This window comes from Pseudodesulfovibrio sp. (assembly GCF_028692895.1).
Taxonomy (GTDB): Bacteria; Desulfobacterota; Desulfovibrionia; order Desulfovibrionales; family Desulfovibrionaceae; genus Pseudodesulfovibrio.
In genome coordinates this window covers 18,093-33,960 of the sequence record NZ_JAQUWN010000037.1, presented here as the reverse complement: position 1 = coordinate 33,960, position 15,868 = coordinate 18,093, and the positions used below count along the sequence as shown (strand labels likewise).

Below are 15,868 nucleotides of genomic sequence, written 5' to 3'. Positions count from 1 at the left end.
ATCGGCCGGGTCGGCCAGCTCGCTGCCCAGGGCCCAGGCGCGGACACGTGGCGCGGGGTGCACGGCCAGGGCCGAGACCCCGGCGCGCATGAGCACGGCGGCCGCCTGGGGCGTGACAAGGGTCCCGACCTTGACCACGGCCGCTCCGGCGGGCACCTCGCCGCCGGGCGGGCGCACGAACCAGCCGGGCCGGACGGGCTCGCGAACCTCGATGGCCCCGTCGAACTCGGCCACGTCCTCCTCGGCCAGCACCGCGTCGGCCCCGTGGGGCATCAGGCCGCCGGTGAGCACGCGCACGGCCTCGCCCGGCGCGATGGTCCCGGCCTCGCGCGATTCGGCGCGCACGGTGCGGGTCACGGCCAGGCGGCGGGGCGCGCGGTCCGCGCCCTCGACGTCGACGGTGCGCACGGCGTAGCCGTCGCGCAGGGACGAGGCGCGGCCCGGCACGTCGGCCAGGGCGGCGAGGTCCAAGGCGGCAGCCAGGCCCACGGCCTCGCCCGGCGCGACCTGCGCCGGCCAGGAGGGCGCGGCGTGGTCCAGGAGCCGACGGACGGCGCGGCTGCGGGTAATTCGGGCCTGGGTCATGGCGCGATAGTGGCACCGGGGCGCGGGCTTGTAAAGCCGCCCGGTAATTATCATCCGGCGGGAGTGGAAATTCCTCCCGGCCTGGGGCATGGTTGGAGTGAAAACGAACCTGTTGCGCGCGAGGAACGCCATGACCCCTCCCATTGTCTGCATCGTCGGCAAAAAGCAGTCCGGCAAGACCACCTTCATCGAAAAGCTCCTGCCCGAGCTTCGGGCCTTGGGCATCAGCGTCGGCACCGTCAAGCACGACGCCCATTCCTTCGACATGGACCGCGAGGGCAAGGACTCGTGGCGGCACCGCAAGGCCGGGGCCGAGACCGTGGCCGTGTCCTCGCCTGACCGGCTGGCTGTTATCAAGCGCGTGGAGCGCGAGCTTTCGCTGTCCGAGCTGGCCGAGGAGTTCTTTGCGGACCGTCGGCTGGTGGTGGCCGAGGGCTACTTCCGGTCCGAGCATCCCAAGGTTGAGATCTTCCGGGCCGAGGCGCACGACCAGCCCCTGTGCGACCGGGGCAACGAGGAGGAGCGCAATCTGCTGGCCTTTGTCACGACCGACCCCGTGGACACCGGACGCCCTGTCTTCGACCCGGACGACGCGGCCGAGGTCGCGGCCTTCCTGGCCCGACGGCTGCTGGGCTGGGTGCGCAACGGCATGTGGTCGTGAGCGTTGAAAAAATCCCCCCTCGACCGGCCGGAAGCACTAGCCAAAAGGGCCGGTAGTCGTTATAGGGGATAGCAAGGGATACCGATGATAACCGCTTGTTCAAGCAGGATACCATAGGAGGATTGCAATGCTGGTAGCCAACTGGATGACCAAGGACGTGACCACGCTCACGCCGGACCGGTCCATGATGAAGGCCTCGAAGATAATGAAGGACAGACACATCAGTTGCCTGCCCATCGTGGACGAGGACGGCAGACTGGTGGGCATCGTCTCGGATCGCGACATCAAGGACGCCTCGCCGTCCAAGGCCACGACCCTGGATATGCACGAACTCTACTATCTGCTGTCCGAGATCAAGATCAAGGACATCATGACCAAGAAGGTCGTGACCATCCGCGATGACGAGACCGTGGAAAAGGCGGCCACCCTCATGCTCGAAGGCCACTTCGGCAGCCTGCCTGTGGTGGACGCCGAAGGCCGCGTGGTCGGCATCATGACCGACACCGACGTGTTCAAGGTCCTGGTGGAGATTTCCGGCGTCTACGAGGGCGGCACCCAGGTCTGCCTGCAGATCGGCACCGAACCCGGCACCCTTTCGCCGGTCCTGGCCTTTCTCAAGGAGCACCGCGCGCGCATCATGAACATCATGACCCACAACGTGCCCGAGGACGAAGGCATGAAGAACGTCTACATCCGCATCCGCGACATGGAGAAGCCGGACCTCAAGCGCCTCAAGGCGGATATGGAGGCCCAGTTCAAGGTCCTCTACTGGGCCGTGGACCCGGTCCACAGGGTGGTCTAGCCACCCCGGTCCGGGCGTGACGGCGAGAGAATATCGATCACTTCACGATACGCCATTAGCCCGGAATCAAACGGAATTCAACTGAACGATACGGTGACGAACCGTCAAGCGAGGGGTGCCCGGCCAGGTGCCCCTCGCCGCGTTTCCGGGCCCCGGCCGACCCGGCGTCGCCGCCCTCCCGCCTCCTCCCGGCAGCCCTCGCCACCAGCTCCCCGGCACCGGAGTCCCGCACCGGCCAAACGGGAATCAGCGCACCCGCCGCCGAACCCATGTTTACAGACTCTTAAGAAAGAGACGGACCGAGCCGAAAAGACAATGAACGGGCGCCACGCCCGTGAAGGAGCGAACATGGGAAGCGTCGTCGCCCTGGATGCGTTCAGGAAGAACCTGGAGGCGGACCGGGCCAAGGCATCGCCCCCGAGGCCGGAGGTCTCGGGCGCGGCCGTCTGGGGCCGGGATTATCGAGAGGTCGAGGCCATCGTCTACGGCCTGCTCCAGGCGCGCGGCCTGGTGGCCCACCACGAGGGCGCGCACGACGCCGGGTTCGACCACCTCTGCATGAACGCACTGGATGCGGCCTACCGCGTGGCCGACCTGGGGCCGCCCCATCTGAAGCAGGCCGTGGCCCCGCTCAAGCGCTGGATTCTCGACGCCATCACCGAGGACAACAAGCGCGACCTCTCCTGGGCCCTGGTCCTGCTCGACCTCATCGAGAAGTCCCCTTCCAGATAGCTATCGACAAGCGCCGATATGGTTTCCTTCGAGAAACAAGCCTGATGTGAGTTGCCGATTTGGCGACTTCCCGGCCTACTTTTCCCTTGCGCCGACCGCCGGGCGGAGGCGGAGGGCGGGCAGCTTCGCCCTGCTTCGGGCCGCTGCGTCCGGACGGGGCCAGTTCTGGCCGCCGTCGGCCGCCGCACCCTTCAAGCGCTCCTTGAAGAACGTTCCCCGCCGTTCACCCGGCGGAATGCGCCCTTCCCCGAAATTCGCGTGAGACTTGCCGGGCCGGGGCGTATCACGGGACCATGGAAGAAAGGACGCCGGACTCCGCCCCCACCCTGCTGCTTTCGGCAGGATGCCTGTTCCACCTCCCCCTGCGCACCATCGCGCGCATCGGGCGGGAGGCGGGCTTTTCCGGCATGGAGCTCATCATGAACTCCCCCAAGCTCAACCCGGGAGCCGGGCTGGAGAAGGTCGACCAGGTCCTGCCCATCCGCTCCATCCACGCCCCGTTCCGCGACTGGGCGGCCTGGGGCGGGCTGCTGGCGTCGCTCAAGGCGACCACGAACCTGGCCAACTCCCTCGGGGCCGTGGACCACGTCGTCATGCACCCGCCCGGCTCGAAGCTGGCGGGCATCATCCAGAACCGCTGGTTCGAAAAGGCGTGCGACCTGCCCCTGCTCCTGGACGCCAAGGGCCGCATCCGCTTCTCGCTGGAGAACATGCCCTGGGCCGAGCACTCCCCCTTCGCCCGCGACCCGCTGGACCGGCTCATGGCCCGCTGCCGGGACAAGAACATGGGGCTGACCTTCGACGTCTGCCACATGGGCGTCTCGGGCCGCAACGTCCTGGAAGCCATCGAGAAAGTCCCCATGGACCTGCTCTACAACGTTCACTTCTCCGACGCCCTGGGCTACACCGAGCACCTCCGGCCCGGCAAGGGCAACCTGCCGCTCGGCGCCTTCCTGCGCCGCCTTGGCAAGCGGGGCTATGCGCGCTATATCACGCTGGAACTTCAGCCGTCCTCGTTTCCCGACGACCTGGACGGCACCGTGGAACTGCTGGCCGCCATCCGGGAGGCCATGGAACGACAACTTGCCGGAGGGGGCGACGATGCCGAATGAATATCTGCAACAGGTGCGCGCGCCGGGCCAGGACGTGAACCACCTCTTCGCCTTCCTCGGGGTCGAGGTGGCGGAGATCGAGCCGGGGCGGGCCGTGCTGCGCCTGCCGGTCAAGTCCGAACTGCTCCAGGGCGCGGGCATGGCCGCGGGCGGCGTCATGGCCACCCTGATGGACGAGGCCATGGCCCATGCCGTGCTGGCCGGGAACCGGCCCGGCGAGCTGACCACCACCGTGGACATGAACGTCAGCTACCTGCGCGCCGTGGGCCGGGGCGCGGTCCTGACCTGCGAGGCCAGGGTGGTCAAGCGCGGCGGCCGGGTCGTCTTTGCCGAGGCGTCCCTCACGGCCGACGGCCGGGAGTCGGCCCGGGCCACGGCCACCTTCATGCTCCTCGGCCAACCCGCCCGAAGCTGATTTTTCCTTGCGCAAAGCCGTTTTTCGTGCCTATAGGCGGAAAAAGGGCTTGCCCTTATCTTATATTGATTATAAACCCGCCTCCCCGCCGCAGATAATTCCGTCTGCGACGGGATGGTATTGCATGAAAAAACTCGTTGTCATCATTGCACTTCTTCTGGCCGCCTCCTTTTCCGGCGGTTGCGCCGTGGTCCCCGCGCTGGTGACCACAGGCGCTTCCTTCGCCGTGCCCCAGGTGGCCTCGGTGGCCATCAGCGCGGCCAGCACGGTGCACAAGACCGTGCTCATCGCCGCGGACGAACGCAATGTGGACGACATGGTCGCCGACAAGGTGGCCACCATCCGCGCCCAGGCCTCCCTGCTCGGCGAGAGCGGAGCGGACGTGGAGGCCCAGTGCCTCAACGGCGACATCTACGTGGTCGGCGAATACGCCACTCCCGAGGACCGCGACAAGGTCGTCGCCTCCCTCCAGCGGATCGACGGCGTCAGGTCGGTCAAGGGCGTTCTCCGGCCCATGCCGGAAAGCCTGGCCGCCATGGTCGAACCGGCCGTCAGCGACAAGCACGCCGAGATGGTCATCGAGGCCGGGCTCATCAAGGAACTGAACATCAAGTCCGCCAACGTGGACGTCGCGGTGCTCCAGGGCGAGGCCGTCATCACCGGCGTGGTGGAGAACGACGCCGAGGCCGACGCCATGGTCTCCCTGGTCAGGCGGCTTCGGCCGCGCACCGCCCGGCCGGTCAGGATCACCTCTCTGCTGGCCGTGCAGGACGACTTCGAGCGCGGCGACCGGCAGGCCAACGACACCTTTGTCCTCCTCACCGAGGCGCAGATGCTCGCCGCCGCCAAAGCGCCCGTCATGGCGGCTCTTGCAACGCCTGCCCCGGTCCTCCCGGAATCCGCCAGGGCGGACGGGGCCCCGGCTGGCCCCGGCTTGGCCTCGACCGAAGCAGGGATGATCGACACTGCGGACCTCGGGGCGGACGCCTCGTCGCCCAGCCTGGCCGAACTGGCGTCCGAGCGTATCCCGGACCGGATGACCCCCTGGCAGAGGGCTCGGCTGAAAATGAAAAGACGCATCGCCGAGCTGGCCAAGGCCGAGGCCGATCCCCTGGTCAAGCGACGGCTCATCACCCTCTCCACCCGTGTGCTCAAGGACAAGAACACGTCCATCGAGGCCCGGCTGGTCAAGACCTTCCACCGCACTCCCAACCTCCGCCTCAAGCATCTCGTGAACGGCATCCTGGCCGACTACGCGCCGGGCAGCGCCGTCCCCATCCAGACCGTGGCCATGTACTAGCGCCCTCCCCGGCCGGGGAGGTCTTGCGCGGCGCGCTTTCATGGTTATCCTCTTGGGAAATCCACGGAGGTAAGCCATGACAACGGACAACCGTCATATCGTCTGCCCGGCCTGCGGGGCCGTCAACCGCGTCCAGTCCGGCCGCGAGGCCCAGGCCACCTGCGGCAAATGCCGCGAAAAGATCTTCGAGCCCCATCCCCTGGAGCTGGTCGGCCCGACCTTCGACCGCCATGTCCGGAAGAGCGGCGTACCGCTGCTGGTGGACTTCTACTCGCCCACCTGCGGCCCCTGCCTGATGATGGGCCCGGAATTCGCCGAGGCCGCCCAGGCCCTGTTTCCGGCCGTGCGCCTGGCCAAGGTGGACACCTCGGCCGAGCAGGCCATCGCCGCGGGCTTCCGCATTCAGGCCGTGCCCACCCTTATCCTGCTGCGCGACGGCCGCGAGGTCGCCCGCCAGTCCGGAGCCATGAACGCGAACGACATCGCCCGCTGGACCCGGCAGCACCTCTAGCCGCGCCGGATCAGATTCCCCGGGGCCGGGGCCCGCCAACTTCCGCTTGGCGAGACCCGGCCCTTTCATGTAGCGTGGCCCATCGGGAACCCTCTATGCCGCAAGAATCATACACGCCTGAACTGCTCGCCCCGGCCGGGGACATGGAAAAGCTGGAGACCGCCATCCTGTACGGCGCGGACGCCGTCTACCTGGGCGGCGACGGCCTGAACCTGCGCGCGGGCGCGGCCGGGTTCTCCTGGCCCGAGCTGGCCCAGGGCATCAGGCTCGCCCACGCCGCCGGGGTCAAGGTCTACTTCACCCTGAACGTCTACCCGCGCGAATCCATGATGCGCCAGGTGCGCGAGCACATCGCCATGCTCGGCGAGCTGAGGCCCGACGGCGTCATCGCGGCCGATCCCGGCGTCATCCGCCTGCTCCGGCGCGAGCTGCCGGACGTGCCGGTCCACGTCTCCACCCAGGCCAACACCGCCAACGCGGAGGCCCTGCGCTTCTGGAGCGAATACGGGGCCAAACGGGTCAACGTGGCCCGCGAGCTGCGCAGCCAGGAGCTGTTCGAGATGCTGGCCGTGGCCCGCAAGGAGCTGCCGGGCATGGAGCTGGAGGTCTTTGTCCACGGCGCGCAGTGCATGGCCGTGTCCGGCCGCTGCTACCTCTCGGCCATGCTCAACGACCGGCCCGGCAACCTGGGCGAGTGCTCCCACCCCTGCCGCTACGAGTACCGGCCCATGTCCGTGACCTTCGAGGAGCGGACCCGCCCCGGCGAGCCCCTCTGGCAGGTGCGCGACTACGCGCCCGAGGACGCGGGCGACGAGTTCTCCTTTGACAGCGACGACGAATTTTCCTTCGACCTCGGGCCCGGCACGCCGGACGGCCCGTCGGTGGAGCCCGGCCTGGCCGAGGCGCTGCGCACCGGCGGCTGGTCCAAGTTCTTCGCGGCCCAGGACCTCTGCCTGATCCACTACCTGGAATGGTTCGCCCGCATGCGCGTGGCCGCCGTCAAGCTGGAGGGCCGGACCAAGAGCTCCGCCTACCTGGCCCAGGTGGTGGACGCCTACAAGACCGCGCTCCTGGGCATCAGGAAGGGCGAGTTCCGGCCCGAGCTCTACCTCTCGGAGCTGGTCAACGCCGCGTCCCGGCCCCTGACCACAGGATTCTTCGACCCGGACCGGCGCGGGGCCATCGCCCTGCCGCCCGACGAGGCGGAAAAGCGCCCGGTCCTGGCCCGCGTCCTCGGCCCGGCGGGCGACGGCCGCTGGGACATCCAGACCAAGGCGCGTTGGATTACCTCCGGGGACATGGAACTGCTCATCCCCGGCCTGGTCCGTCCGCGCATCTCGCCCGAAGACTACGGCGTGGAGAACGACCTGGGCCTGGGGCTGGACGTCACCCACCCCGGCCAGATGGCCGTGCTCATCTGCGACCATCCCGAGATCAGGCCCGGCATGTTCATTCGAAAGCCCTGGAGCATGGAAGGGCTGGATTAGCCCGTCCGACGGCCTACGGCCGCCCAGCTAGCCCATCTCGGGTTCGCTTTTCCAGGCGAAGAGGGGGGTGAGGGGCTTCATGTTCACGAAATCCACGCGCACTGCCGTGAAGGCCCCGACGGAAGGCGGATAGAGGCGGCTGTTGACCCACTTGCGCACGCCCGAGTCACGCCAGGTCTGCATCGGGCCGGGCAGGACCGAGCGGGCCATGGTCGGCCGGAAGCCCGTGGCCTTGCGCACCAGGTCCTGCATGGTGCACCAGGTCTGCCAGCGCCCCTGGCTCATGTTGCCCGTGCTCTTGCGCACGTTCATGGAATAATAGAGGGAATTCTTGTTCAGAAAGCCGATGAGCAGCCCCTTCTCGGCCACGCGGGCGGCCTCGGCCAGCATGGCCTCGGGGTCTTCGGCGAACTCCAGGACGGACCACAGAAAAGCGTAGTCGAACTCGTTGTCCGCATAGGGCGTCAGCTCGCCGTTGCCCAGGTTGATGTCCGCCCTGGGCCCCAGCCGCTTGCGCGCGGCCATGACCATCTCCGCGCTGGAATCCAGCCCGGTCACGTCGAACCCCATCTGGTAGAGCATTTCCAGGAACAGGCCGGTGCCGCACCCGATCTCCAGCAGCTTGTGCCCGCGCCGGGGCCAGCCCGCCAGGACCGACTGCAACAGCCGCGCCTCGCGCTCCAGCGCGAAACGTCCCTCCGGGGTGTCGAACCACCGCTCGTATCGATCCGGGTCCCAGAACATCGCCGGCTCCATGGTTTGTCGGACGGGGCGAACCGTTCGCCCCGCCTCCGAAGAGTATGAGCATTGCCCAACCCGGTGTAAAGGGCGGCCGGGCTAATCGGTCTGGATCTTGTACGCCTTGAGCTTGCGGTAGAGCGAGCTGCGCTCCAGCCCCACGGCCTTGGCCAGGCGCGAGATGTTGCCGTCGTACTCCCGGAGCTTGGCCTCCAGGAAGCGCGCCTCGAAACGGGCCCGGGCCTGCTTGAGGTCCGCCGGGCCGCCCGCGATCAGGGAGTCGAACTCCTCGTCCGACTCGTCGTCGCTCGACGCCAGCGCCACGGAAGCGCCCACCGGCTCCTCCCGGAACTCCGGCGGCAGCCGGTCCGGGGTCACGGTATCGCCCGCATACATGATGAACATGCGCTCAACGAAATTCTTGAGCTCGCGCACGTTGCCCGGCCAGGGATAGGCCCGGAGCGAGTCCAGGGCGGCCTCGTCGAAGACGATGGGCTTGAACCCGTGCTGCCTGACCAGCCCGTCCACAAAGTCCCGGATGAGCAGGAGCAGGTCGTCGTCCCGGTCTCGCAAGGGCGGCACCTCCAGCGGAAACACCTTGAGCCGGTAATAGAGGTCCTCGCGGAAATTCCCGGCCTCGATCTCGGCGGGCAGATCCTTGTTGGTGGCCGCGATGACCCGGACGTCCACCCGGATGGTCTTGCGCCCGCCCACGTGCTCGAAGGACTGCTCCTGCAAAATGCGCAGAATCTTGGCCTGGGTCTTCAGGCTCATGTCGCCGATCTCGTCCAAAAACAGCGTGCCCCCGTCCGCCAGCTCGAACTTGCCCGCCTGGGCCTTGTCCGCGCCGGTGAACGACCCCTTCTCGTGCCCGAACAGCTCGGACTCGATGAGCTCCTCGGGAATGGCCGCGCAGTTGACCGCCACCAGCGGCTTGTCCGCCCGGTTCGACTGGCTGTGGATGGACCGGGCAACGATCTCCTTGCCCGTGCCGTTCTCGCCCGTTATCAGCACCCACGACTCCGTGGGCGCAACCCGGAAAATGACCTCGTTCAGATTCTGGATGGCCGGAGACCGGCCCGTCAGGCAGACCGGATGCTCGGAACTGATCCGGGTCTTCAGCGCCTGGTTCTCCTGGCGCAGACGCGAGAACTCCACCGCGTTGCGCGTGGTAACCAGGACCTTTTCCAGGGAAAGCGGCTTCTCGATGAAGTCGAAGGCCCCCTTCTTGAGCGCCTTTACCGCCGTCTCGATGGTGCCGTGGCCGGAAATCATGATGACCGCCAGCCCCTCGTGCTCGGCCCGGATCGCGTCCAGCACCTCCAGCCCGTCCATGCCCGGCAGCCAGATGTCCAGGAAAACCAGGTCCGGAATCGTGGTGCCCAGCACCTCCAGCCCCTGCTCGCCCGACTCGGCCTCCATGACCTCATGGCCGTCGTCCTCCAGAATGCCGCGCAACGAAAAACGGATGCCTTCCTCGTCGTCAATAATCAGAATCTGTCCGCCCACGCCCGCTCCGCTTGCTGAAGTGATCCGCCATCCCCCCGACCGCTCCCTCCTTCATAAAGGACAAGCCCCGAGGATTCAAGGCCCGGCGCGAATCCGGCCCGCCCGCCAAAACCTGTCAACACGTCAAGTTATGCCTTTTTTACCCGTTTTGCCCCCTCAGGCCGCCGTTTTCCCCCACGCCGAAAACCGGGGGTAGCCTCGTCCGGATTCGCGCGGAATCACCCCCGCGGACAAAACCCCCGAGGTACACATGCTCCTCCCCGATCACCAAAAGGACCGCTACTGCAAATTCGTCTTCAACCCCGACTCGCAGACCTTCGACCGGCTCTGGATTCGCTACGCCGACGGCACCTACGAACCCGTCCGCCGCGAGGGCGACCCGGACCGCAAATGGACCGGAACCGCCCGCGCCTGGTGGATCGAAACCCGCCCCGCCGCCTGGCTGCCCTGGGAAAACGGCTTCGGCTTCGCATGGAACCACGCCCTGAACGAAGACGCCAAACCCCAGGACTGGGCCGACAAGCCCGAAGCCGAACAACTGGCCGGGAACACCCCCTACTTCGCCACCCTCGAAACCGACGACCGGGGCCGCATCACCCGCCGTACCGAACGCATCGACGGCCGACGCGAAACCTGGCGCTTCCGCTACGACCGCCAGGGCCGCCTGACCAGTTGCTTCTCCCAGACCGGCTGGGCCCTCGACTGGGAATACGACGACGAGAACCGTCCGACCGCCGACTACGACGTGGCCCGCACCCCCTTCATGCGCGTCCTCAAATACGACCGCCACAAACGCCTCGCCCAGGCCGACCACACCCGCTACGAATACGACGCCCGCGGATTCCGCGCCGCCCGCGTCTCCCCCGCCGGAACCACCCGCTACCACCACCTGCCCGACGGCCGACTCACACTCGTCGAAACCGAACAGGGCCGACTCGTCGAATACCGATACGACCCCCAAGGCCGACTCGAAATGCGCCTCCTCGACGGCGACCCCGTGGCCATCTACCGCTGGCGCGACGACAACTCCCTCTCCGGCTTCCACGACGGCTACCGCGAATGGACCCTCCACTACCAATCCGGCACCCACCTCCCCATCGCCCTCTCCGTCGACGACGCCACCTTCACCCTCGCCCACGACCACACCGGCTCCCCCAAAACCTTCACAAACGCCAACAACACCGTGGTCAAAGCCACCCAATACACCCCCTTCGGCGCCACCCTCTGGGACTCCAACCCCGCCCTCAACCTCCCCCTCGGCTTCGCCGGAGCCCTCCATGACCCCGACGCCCGCCTCCTCCGCTTCGGACACCTCGCCTATGACCCCGATACCGCCACCTGGACCGCACCCCCCGCCGCCAGAAAACTCGGCTGGGATGTGCCGAAAGATCCGGTGAACGGAGAGTGGCCTGGAGGGATGGGGCGGTAGAAGGAATGCCTCCGGCGGCCCCTTCGGGGAGACCAGGGCGCTGCCCTGGACCCGCCAAAGGCGAGCCTTTGGAAACCATTCGCCGCTTTCGCGGGGGCGTAGCTCGACAAAACGACTCATGTCCGCAGGGACGGACTGCCCGCTCGCCCCCGCCGGGGGGTTCTTGAAGAAAAGAAGCAGGCAAAACTTCAAATCAAGAACACTGCCTCTGCCAATGTCTCAGACGCCGTAACGACAGGCTTTTCAAATCTTCACCAAGCGGTTCACACGGCGTGGGCCAGTGTCCGTTCGAGTCTTCGCGGACGCCGCTTGGCCGCCGGAGGCATTCCCCGTGCCTGGTCCGGCTAGTTGCCGAGCGCGTTGTTCAGGGCGGGGGCGAGGTCTGGGAATTGGAAGGTGAAGCCGGATTCGGCGAGGCGATTGGGGAGTGCGAACTGTCCGGCGAGGAGAACTTCGTCGGCCATTTCGCCGAAGAGTGCGCGCAGTGCGAGGGCGGGGGTTTTGAGTTTGGCGGGCCGGTGGAGGGCTTGGCCGAGGGTTTGGGCGAAGGTGGCGGAGTTGACGGGGTTGGGCGCGGTGAGGTTGAAGGGGCCGCGCGCGGCGGGATGTTCCATGAGAAAACGGATGGCGGCGACCTGGTCGGCCATGTGAATCCAGGAGACTCCCTGATTGCCGGAGCCGAGGGGGCCGCCGACGTAGCGGCGGAAGGCGGGGAGCATACGGGCGAGCGCGCCGCCTTGGCCGAGGACCATGCCGGTGCGGACGACGCAGCGTCGGATGCCCATTTCATCGAGGGCGGCGGTGGAGGCTTCCCACTGGCGGCAGACGTCGGCGAGGAAGCCGGCGCCGGAGGGGGAGTTTTCGTCCACGGGCTGGTCGCCTTGGGGGCCGTAGAAGCCGACGGCCGAGCCCTGGATGACGGCGGCGGGGGATTTTTCGGCGAGCTGGATGGAGCGGAGGATGCGGTCGCCCGCTTCGAGCCGGCTGAGGAGGATGCGTTGTTTCTTTTTGGCGGTCCATCGTCCGTCGGCGATGTTTTCGCCCGCCAGGTTGACGATGACGCAGGAGGGACCGAGCATGTCGGGCCAGTCGCCGTTATCGGCGCGCATGCCGATGACGCCTTTGCCGAAGACTTCGGCCACCTTGCCGGGGGCGCGGGAGAGGACGACGATTTCCCAGTCATGCGCCTTGAGTTCGGCCACCAGGTTCCGGCCGATGAAGCCGGTCCCGCCGACGATGATTGCTCTCATGACCTTTGGTCCTCCCTCGAAAGACAGAGGGGTGAATATCACGGCGCCGGACAATAGGCCAGCCCATTATCGACGGTCCGACGGCGGGCATCAGGCGTCGGGCAGCTCCACGATGAAGACGGTGCCGGAGGGTTGGTTGGGCAGGGCGCGGACCTGCCCGCTGTGATCGGCGACGATGGAGCGCACGATGGTCAGGCCGAGACCGGTGCCGCCTTTTTTCTGGGTATAGTAGGGTTCGAAGAGGCGGGAGGAGTCCTTGGGCAGTCCGGGGCCGTTGTCGGCCACGGTGATGGCGACGAGTCCTGCGGCCCTGTCGTGCTGGACGCGGATTTCGACCTCGCCGTCACGGCTTTCCCTGAGGGCCTCGGCGGCGTTGGTGAACAGGTTGATGAGGACCTTGCGGATGGCTTCGCGATCAAAGGGGAAGGGGTCGATGGGGGTGTCGTATTCGAGGTTCCAGCGGATTTCGCGGTGGGTGTTTTCGAACATGGTGACCACCTCGTCCATGACCGGGGCCAGGTGATCGGGCCGGGGCTGGACTTCGGGGAGCTTGGCGTAGGCGGAGAACTCGGTGACCATGTTCTGGAGCCGTTCCACCTGGTTGACGATGAGGTTGGTGCAGTCCTCGAAGGTCTTTTCGTTGATGTCGTCGCCGTATTTGCGTTGGAGGCGCTGCGCCGAGAGCTTGATGGGCGTGAGCGGATTCTTGATTTCGTGTGCGATGCGGCGGGCGACTTCGCGCCAGGCGGCGAGGCGCTGGATTTTCTCCAGCTCGGTGATGTCCTCGAACACGGCCACGGTGCCCGCGTCGCGTCCGCCGACGTTGCGCAGGGAGACGATGTTGACCAGGACCTTGATCGTGCGGTTGCGCACGGGCAGGTCGATCTGCCGTTGCCAGAGGGTGTCTGGGCTGGCGGCGAGTTGGTCCAGGGCCTCCTGGACCATGGAGGAGAAGTCGCCGGAGAGCAGTTCGCCGGGTTTGCGGCCGATGAGCAGGACGCCGGGCACGCCGAGGATGTTTTCGGCGGCGGTGTTGACGGTGCCGATGCGGCCCTCGGAGTCCATGGAGATGACGCCGGAGGTGATGTTGTTGAGCACTGCCTCGATGTACTGGCCGCGCCGTTCGAGCTCCTGGTTCTGCTGCGCCAGGCGTTCGTTGGCCTGCTGGACGGACATCTGGCTCTGTTCCAGGTCGGCGGCCATGCGGTTAAAGGACTGGACCAGGAAACCGAGTTCGTCGTCCGAGCGGTCCTCCAGGCGCACGGAAAGGTCGCCGCGCGCGATGCGTTCGGTGCCTGCGGCCAGGGCCTGGACCGGGGCCGAGAGCTCCTTGGCCAGGCGGAACCCGAACCAGATGGCGCCGAGGATGATGAGCATGGCCATGACGCCCATGGTCAGGTAGAGATTCATCTTCCACGGGTATTTGCGGGTCTTGAGCTTTTTGTATTCGTCCAGGCCGCGCACGATCTGGTCCAGGCGGTGGAGCAGCCCCTGGCCCACGGTCTCGCCGATGATGAGGTAGCCGGTGCGGCCCTCGTCCACGGGCGAGACGCCAAGCACGAGGTCGCTGCCGGGCTTGGGGATGATGGTGGTCCAGGCGCGCGGGTCGGCCTTGAGGGACTGCCAGTCGATCTTTTCCTTGATCTCGGGCCAGGCCTGGCTCCACTGGGTCGAGGCGTGGGTGTTCTGCTCGTTGCCCTCGGGGGTGATGACGCCCACCAGACTGAGGTCGTACTCCTCGAACTTCTGGCGCAGGAACTTGTCCATGGCCTTGCCGCCCCAGGCGTACTGGTTCTTGACGATCTCGTCGATCATGTTGGCCCCGCGCCGCTCCAGGCGTTCCTGGGCCGAGCCGTAGAAGGCGCGGCCGAGCTCCAGGGCCTGCTCCATGGACTCCTCCACCTGGCCCTTGAACCAGTAGTCCACCGAGGTCTGCACGAACTTGACCGAGACGAGATAGATGAGGGCGGTGGGGATGAGGGAGAGCGAGATGAAGGCGAGGACCAGGCGGGTGCGCAGCTTGGAGCCGAGGACGCGGCGGCGGCGCTCCAGCATGAGGCGCACGGCGTTGCGCGCCACGTAGAAGAGCATGGCCAGGAGCAGGACCACATTGAGGACGAGCAGGTTGAGGATGAGGTAGTAGTCGCCGCTCAGGTATTTGAGCTCGACCCAGGTCAGGCCGACGATGAGCAGCAGGAAGACCAGGGCGATGATGTATTCCCGCTTGCGCCGCCGTTTCTCGTGGCGGGTGGTCGGATTGATGCGGATGGGATCGGGAGTCATGGCATCCCTGGCGGGCCTGTGTCCTGTTGGGTGACGGGGTGCTTCCCGCGCGCCATCGCCGGGTCGCCTCTTTTCAGATTAGCAGCAGCGGACCCAAAGAACAAGCCGCCCCGCTTGTCTTTTCCCGCCGCGTCGTCCACAATGGGCCCAAAGGAGCGCCCATGCAAAAGGAACTGCTGCTGGCCATCGGCGACGAACGGACGGCCTCGTACACCCTCCGGTTTCTCGAGGAGGTCTTCGAGAACTTCTGCGACCTGAAGCTGACCCTGTTCTACGTGGCCCCGCGCAAGGCGTCCTGGGCCATCGACGAGCAGGACCTGGTGCCGCGCGGCAAGGGGTATGACGAGATGGAGGCCCACACCCGGACGCGCGGGGTCAAGGCCGTGGACGACGCGCTGAACTGGATTCGCGACATTGCGGGTTGCACCGGAAACAACGTGGAGACCAAGGTCGTCCACTCGCGCAAGGGAACGGTGCGCGAGCTGGTGGACGAGGCGAGAAGCGGGCTCTACGACGCGCTGGTGCTGGGCAAGCGGGCCATGACCTGGTTCGACGGCGTGTTCGAGAACTCGGTCTGCCACGAGATGCTCTGGCAGGACATCGACTTTCCCATCTGGATCTGCCGCCAGCCCCCGGCCAGGCCGCGCCACGACATCCTGCTCTGCCTGGACGGCTCGGAGGCGTCCCTGCGCATGGTGGACCACGCGGGGTACATGCTGGCCGAGGAGGAGCGCCACACCTTCACCCTGTTCCACGTGGCCCAGAGCTATCGGGACAGGCAGGCCTCCGCCATTTTCGAATCGGCCCTGGCCCAGCTCACGGAAAACGGCGTGGCCGAGGAGCGCATCGAGATGAAGCTGGTAACGGGCGGCAACCCGGTCAAGGCGACCATCCAGGAGGCGGCCGAAGGCCGCTATTCGGCCGTGGGCGTCGGCCGCCACTGCGGGGCCGCCCAGGGTCGCATGGAGGCCATGTTCCCGAGCTCGGTCACGGTTCGGCTGCTTCGCCAGATGAAATCCTCGGCGCTGTGGATCAGTAAATAGCCGGCTGCCCT

General features: G+C 66.9%; 14 protein-coding genes and 1 pseudogene. 10 read left to right on the top strand and 5 right to left on the bottom strand.

Features of this window, described 5'->3' with window-relative positions:
- Positions 1 to 717 (bottom strand): annotated as a pseudogene (locus tag PHP91_RS10520) (hypothetical protein); the annotation flags it as partial.
- Here PHP91_RS10520 and mobB point away from each other — a divergent pair.
- From mobB to PHP91_RS10480, 8 genes are all read left to right on the top strand, one after another.
- On the top strand, positions 716 to 1,246 hold the full coding sequence (gene mobB / locus PHP91_RS10515) for a molybdopterin-guanine dinucleotide biosynthesis protein B (protein WP_300140299.1): 531 nt from the start codon (positions 716 to 718) through the stop codon (positions 1,244 to 1,246). The pseudogene PHP91_RS10520 and the gene mobB overlap by 2 nt on opposite strands.
- Before the next feature lie 127 nt (positions 1,247 to 1,373).
- Positions 1,374 to 2,048 carry a CBS and ACT domain-containing protein gene (locus PHP91_RS10510; RefSeq protein WP_300140297.1) on the top strand — a complete coding sequence of 225 codons (675 nt, stop codon included), beginning with the start codon at positions 1,374 to 1,376 and terminating at the stop codon, positions 2,046 to 2,048.
- A 348-nt stretch (positions 2,049 to 2,396) separates the two neighbouring features.
- On the top strand, positions 2,397 to 2,780 hold the full coding sequence (locus PHP91_RS10505; protein WP_300140295.1) for a hypothetical protein: 384 nt from the start codon (positions 2,397 to 2,399) through the stop codon (positions 2,778 to 2,780).
- A 293-nt stretch (positions 2,781 to 3,073) separates the two neighbouring features.
- Positions 3,074 to 3,892 carry a sugar phosphate isomerase/epimerase gene (locus tag PHP91_RS10500; protein ID WP_300140293.1) on the top strand — a complete coding sequence of 273 codons (819 nt, stop codon included), beginning with the start codon at positions 3,074 to 3,076 and terminating at the stop codon, positions 3,890 to 3,892.
- Positions 3,882 to 4,307 carry a PaaI family thioesterase gene (locus PHP91_RS10495; protein ID WP_300140291.1) on the top strand — a complete coding sequence of 142 codons (426 nt, stop codon included), beginning with the start codon at positions 3,882 to 3,884 and terminating at the stop codon, positions 4,305 to 4,307. The genes PHP91_RS10500 and PHP91_RS10495 overlap by 11 nt, the downstream gene beginning before the upstream one ends.
- 124 nt (positions 4,308 to 4,431) lie before the next feature.
- Positions 4,432 to 5,607, top strand: a complete 1,176-nt coding sequence (locus PHP91_RS10490; RefSeq protein WP_300140289.1) for a BON domain-containing protein — start codon at positions 4,432 to 4,434, stop codon at positions 5,605 to 5,607.
- Between the two features lie 76 nt (positions 5,608 to 5,683).
- Positions 5,684 to 6,118 carry a thioredoxin domain-containing protein gene (locus PHP91_RS10485; RefSeq protein WP_300140287.1) on the top strand — a complete coding sequence of 145 codons (435 nt, stop codon included), beginning with the start codon at positions 5,684 to 5,686 and terminating at the stop codon, positions 6,116 to 6,118.
- Positions 6,119 to 6,213: 95 nt separating this feature from the next.
- On the top strand, positions 6,214 to 7,605 hold the full coding sequence (locus PHP91_RS10480) for a peptidase U32 family protein (RefSeq protein ID WP_300140285.1): 1,392 nt from the start codon (positions 6,214 to 6,216) through the stop codon (positions 7,603 to 7,605).
- Positions 7,606 to 7,632: 27 nt separating this feature from the next.
- Here the strand turns inward: PHP91_RS10480 and PHP91_RS10475 are convergent, their stop codons facing one another.
- On the bottom strand, positions 7,633 to 8,349 hold the full coding sequence (locus PHP91_RS10475; RefSeq protein ID WP_300140283.1) for a class I SAM-dependent methyltransferase: 717 nt from the start codon (positions 8,347 to 8,349) through the stop codon (positions 7,633 to 7,635).
- Positions 8,350 to 8,442: 93 nt separating this feature from the next.
- A complete protein-coding gene (locus tag PHP91_RS10470; RefSeq protein ID WP_300140281.1) occupies positions 8,443 to 9,852 on the bottom strand; it encodes a sigma-54 dependent transcriptional regulator in 1,410 nt (469 codons plus the stop codon).
- A 250-nt stretch (positions 9,853 to 10,102) separates the two neighbouring features.
- On the opposite strand from PHP91_RS10470, the gene PHP91_RS10465 reads away from it, so the two are divergent.
- Entirely contained in the window at positions 10,103 to 11,281 is a 1,179-nt protein-coding gene (locus tag PHP91_RS10465; RefSeq protein WP_300140279.1) for a hypothetical protein, read from the top strand.
- Positions 11,282 to 11,625: 344 nt separating this feature from the next.
- Here PHP91_RS10465 and PHP91_RS10460 read toward each other — a convergent pair whose 3' ends face one another.
- The gene (locus PHP91_RS10460; RefSeq protein ID WP_300140277.1) at positions 11,626 to 12,531 is read right to left on the bottom strand and encodes a TIGR01777 family oxidoreductase; all 906 of its coding nucleotides are present in this window, start codon (positions 12,529 to 12,531) and stop codon (positions 11,626 to 11,628) included.
- Between the two features lie 90 nt (positions 12,532 to 12,621).
- The gene (locus PHP91_RS10455; protein WP_300140275.1) at positions 12,622 to 14,814 is read right to left on the bottom strand and encodes an ATP-binding protein; all 2,193 of its coding nucleotides are present in this window, start codon (positions 14,812 to 14,814) and stop codon (positions 12,622 to 12,624) included.
- A 161-nt stretch (positions 14,815 to 14,975) separates the two neighbouring features.
- Between PHP91_RS10455 and PHP91_RS10450 the strand changes: the two genes are divergently transcribed.
- Positions 14,976 to 15,857 carry a universal stress protein gene (locus PHP91_RS10450; protein WP_300140273.1) on the top strand — a complete coding sequence of 294 codons (882 nt, stop codon included), beginning with the start codon at positions 14,976 to 14,978 and terminating at the stop codon, positions 15,855 to 15,857.
- Positions 15,858 to 15,868 lie beyond the last annotated feature (11 nt).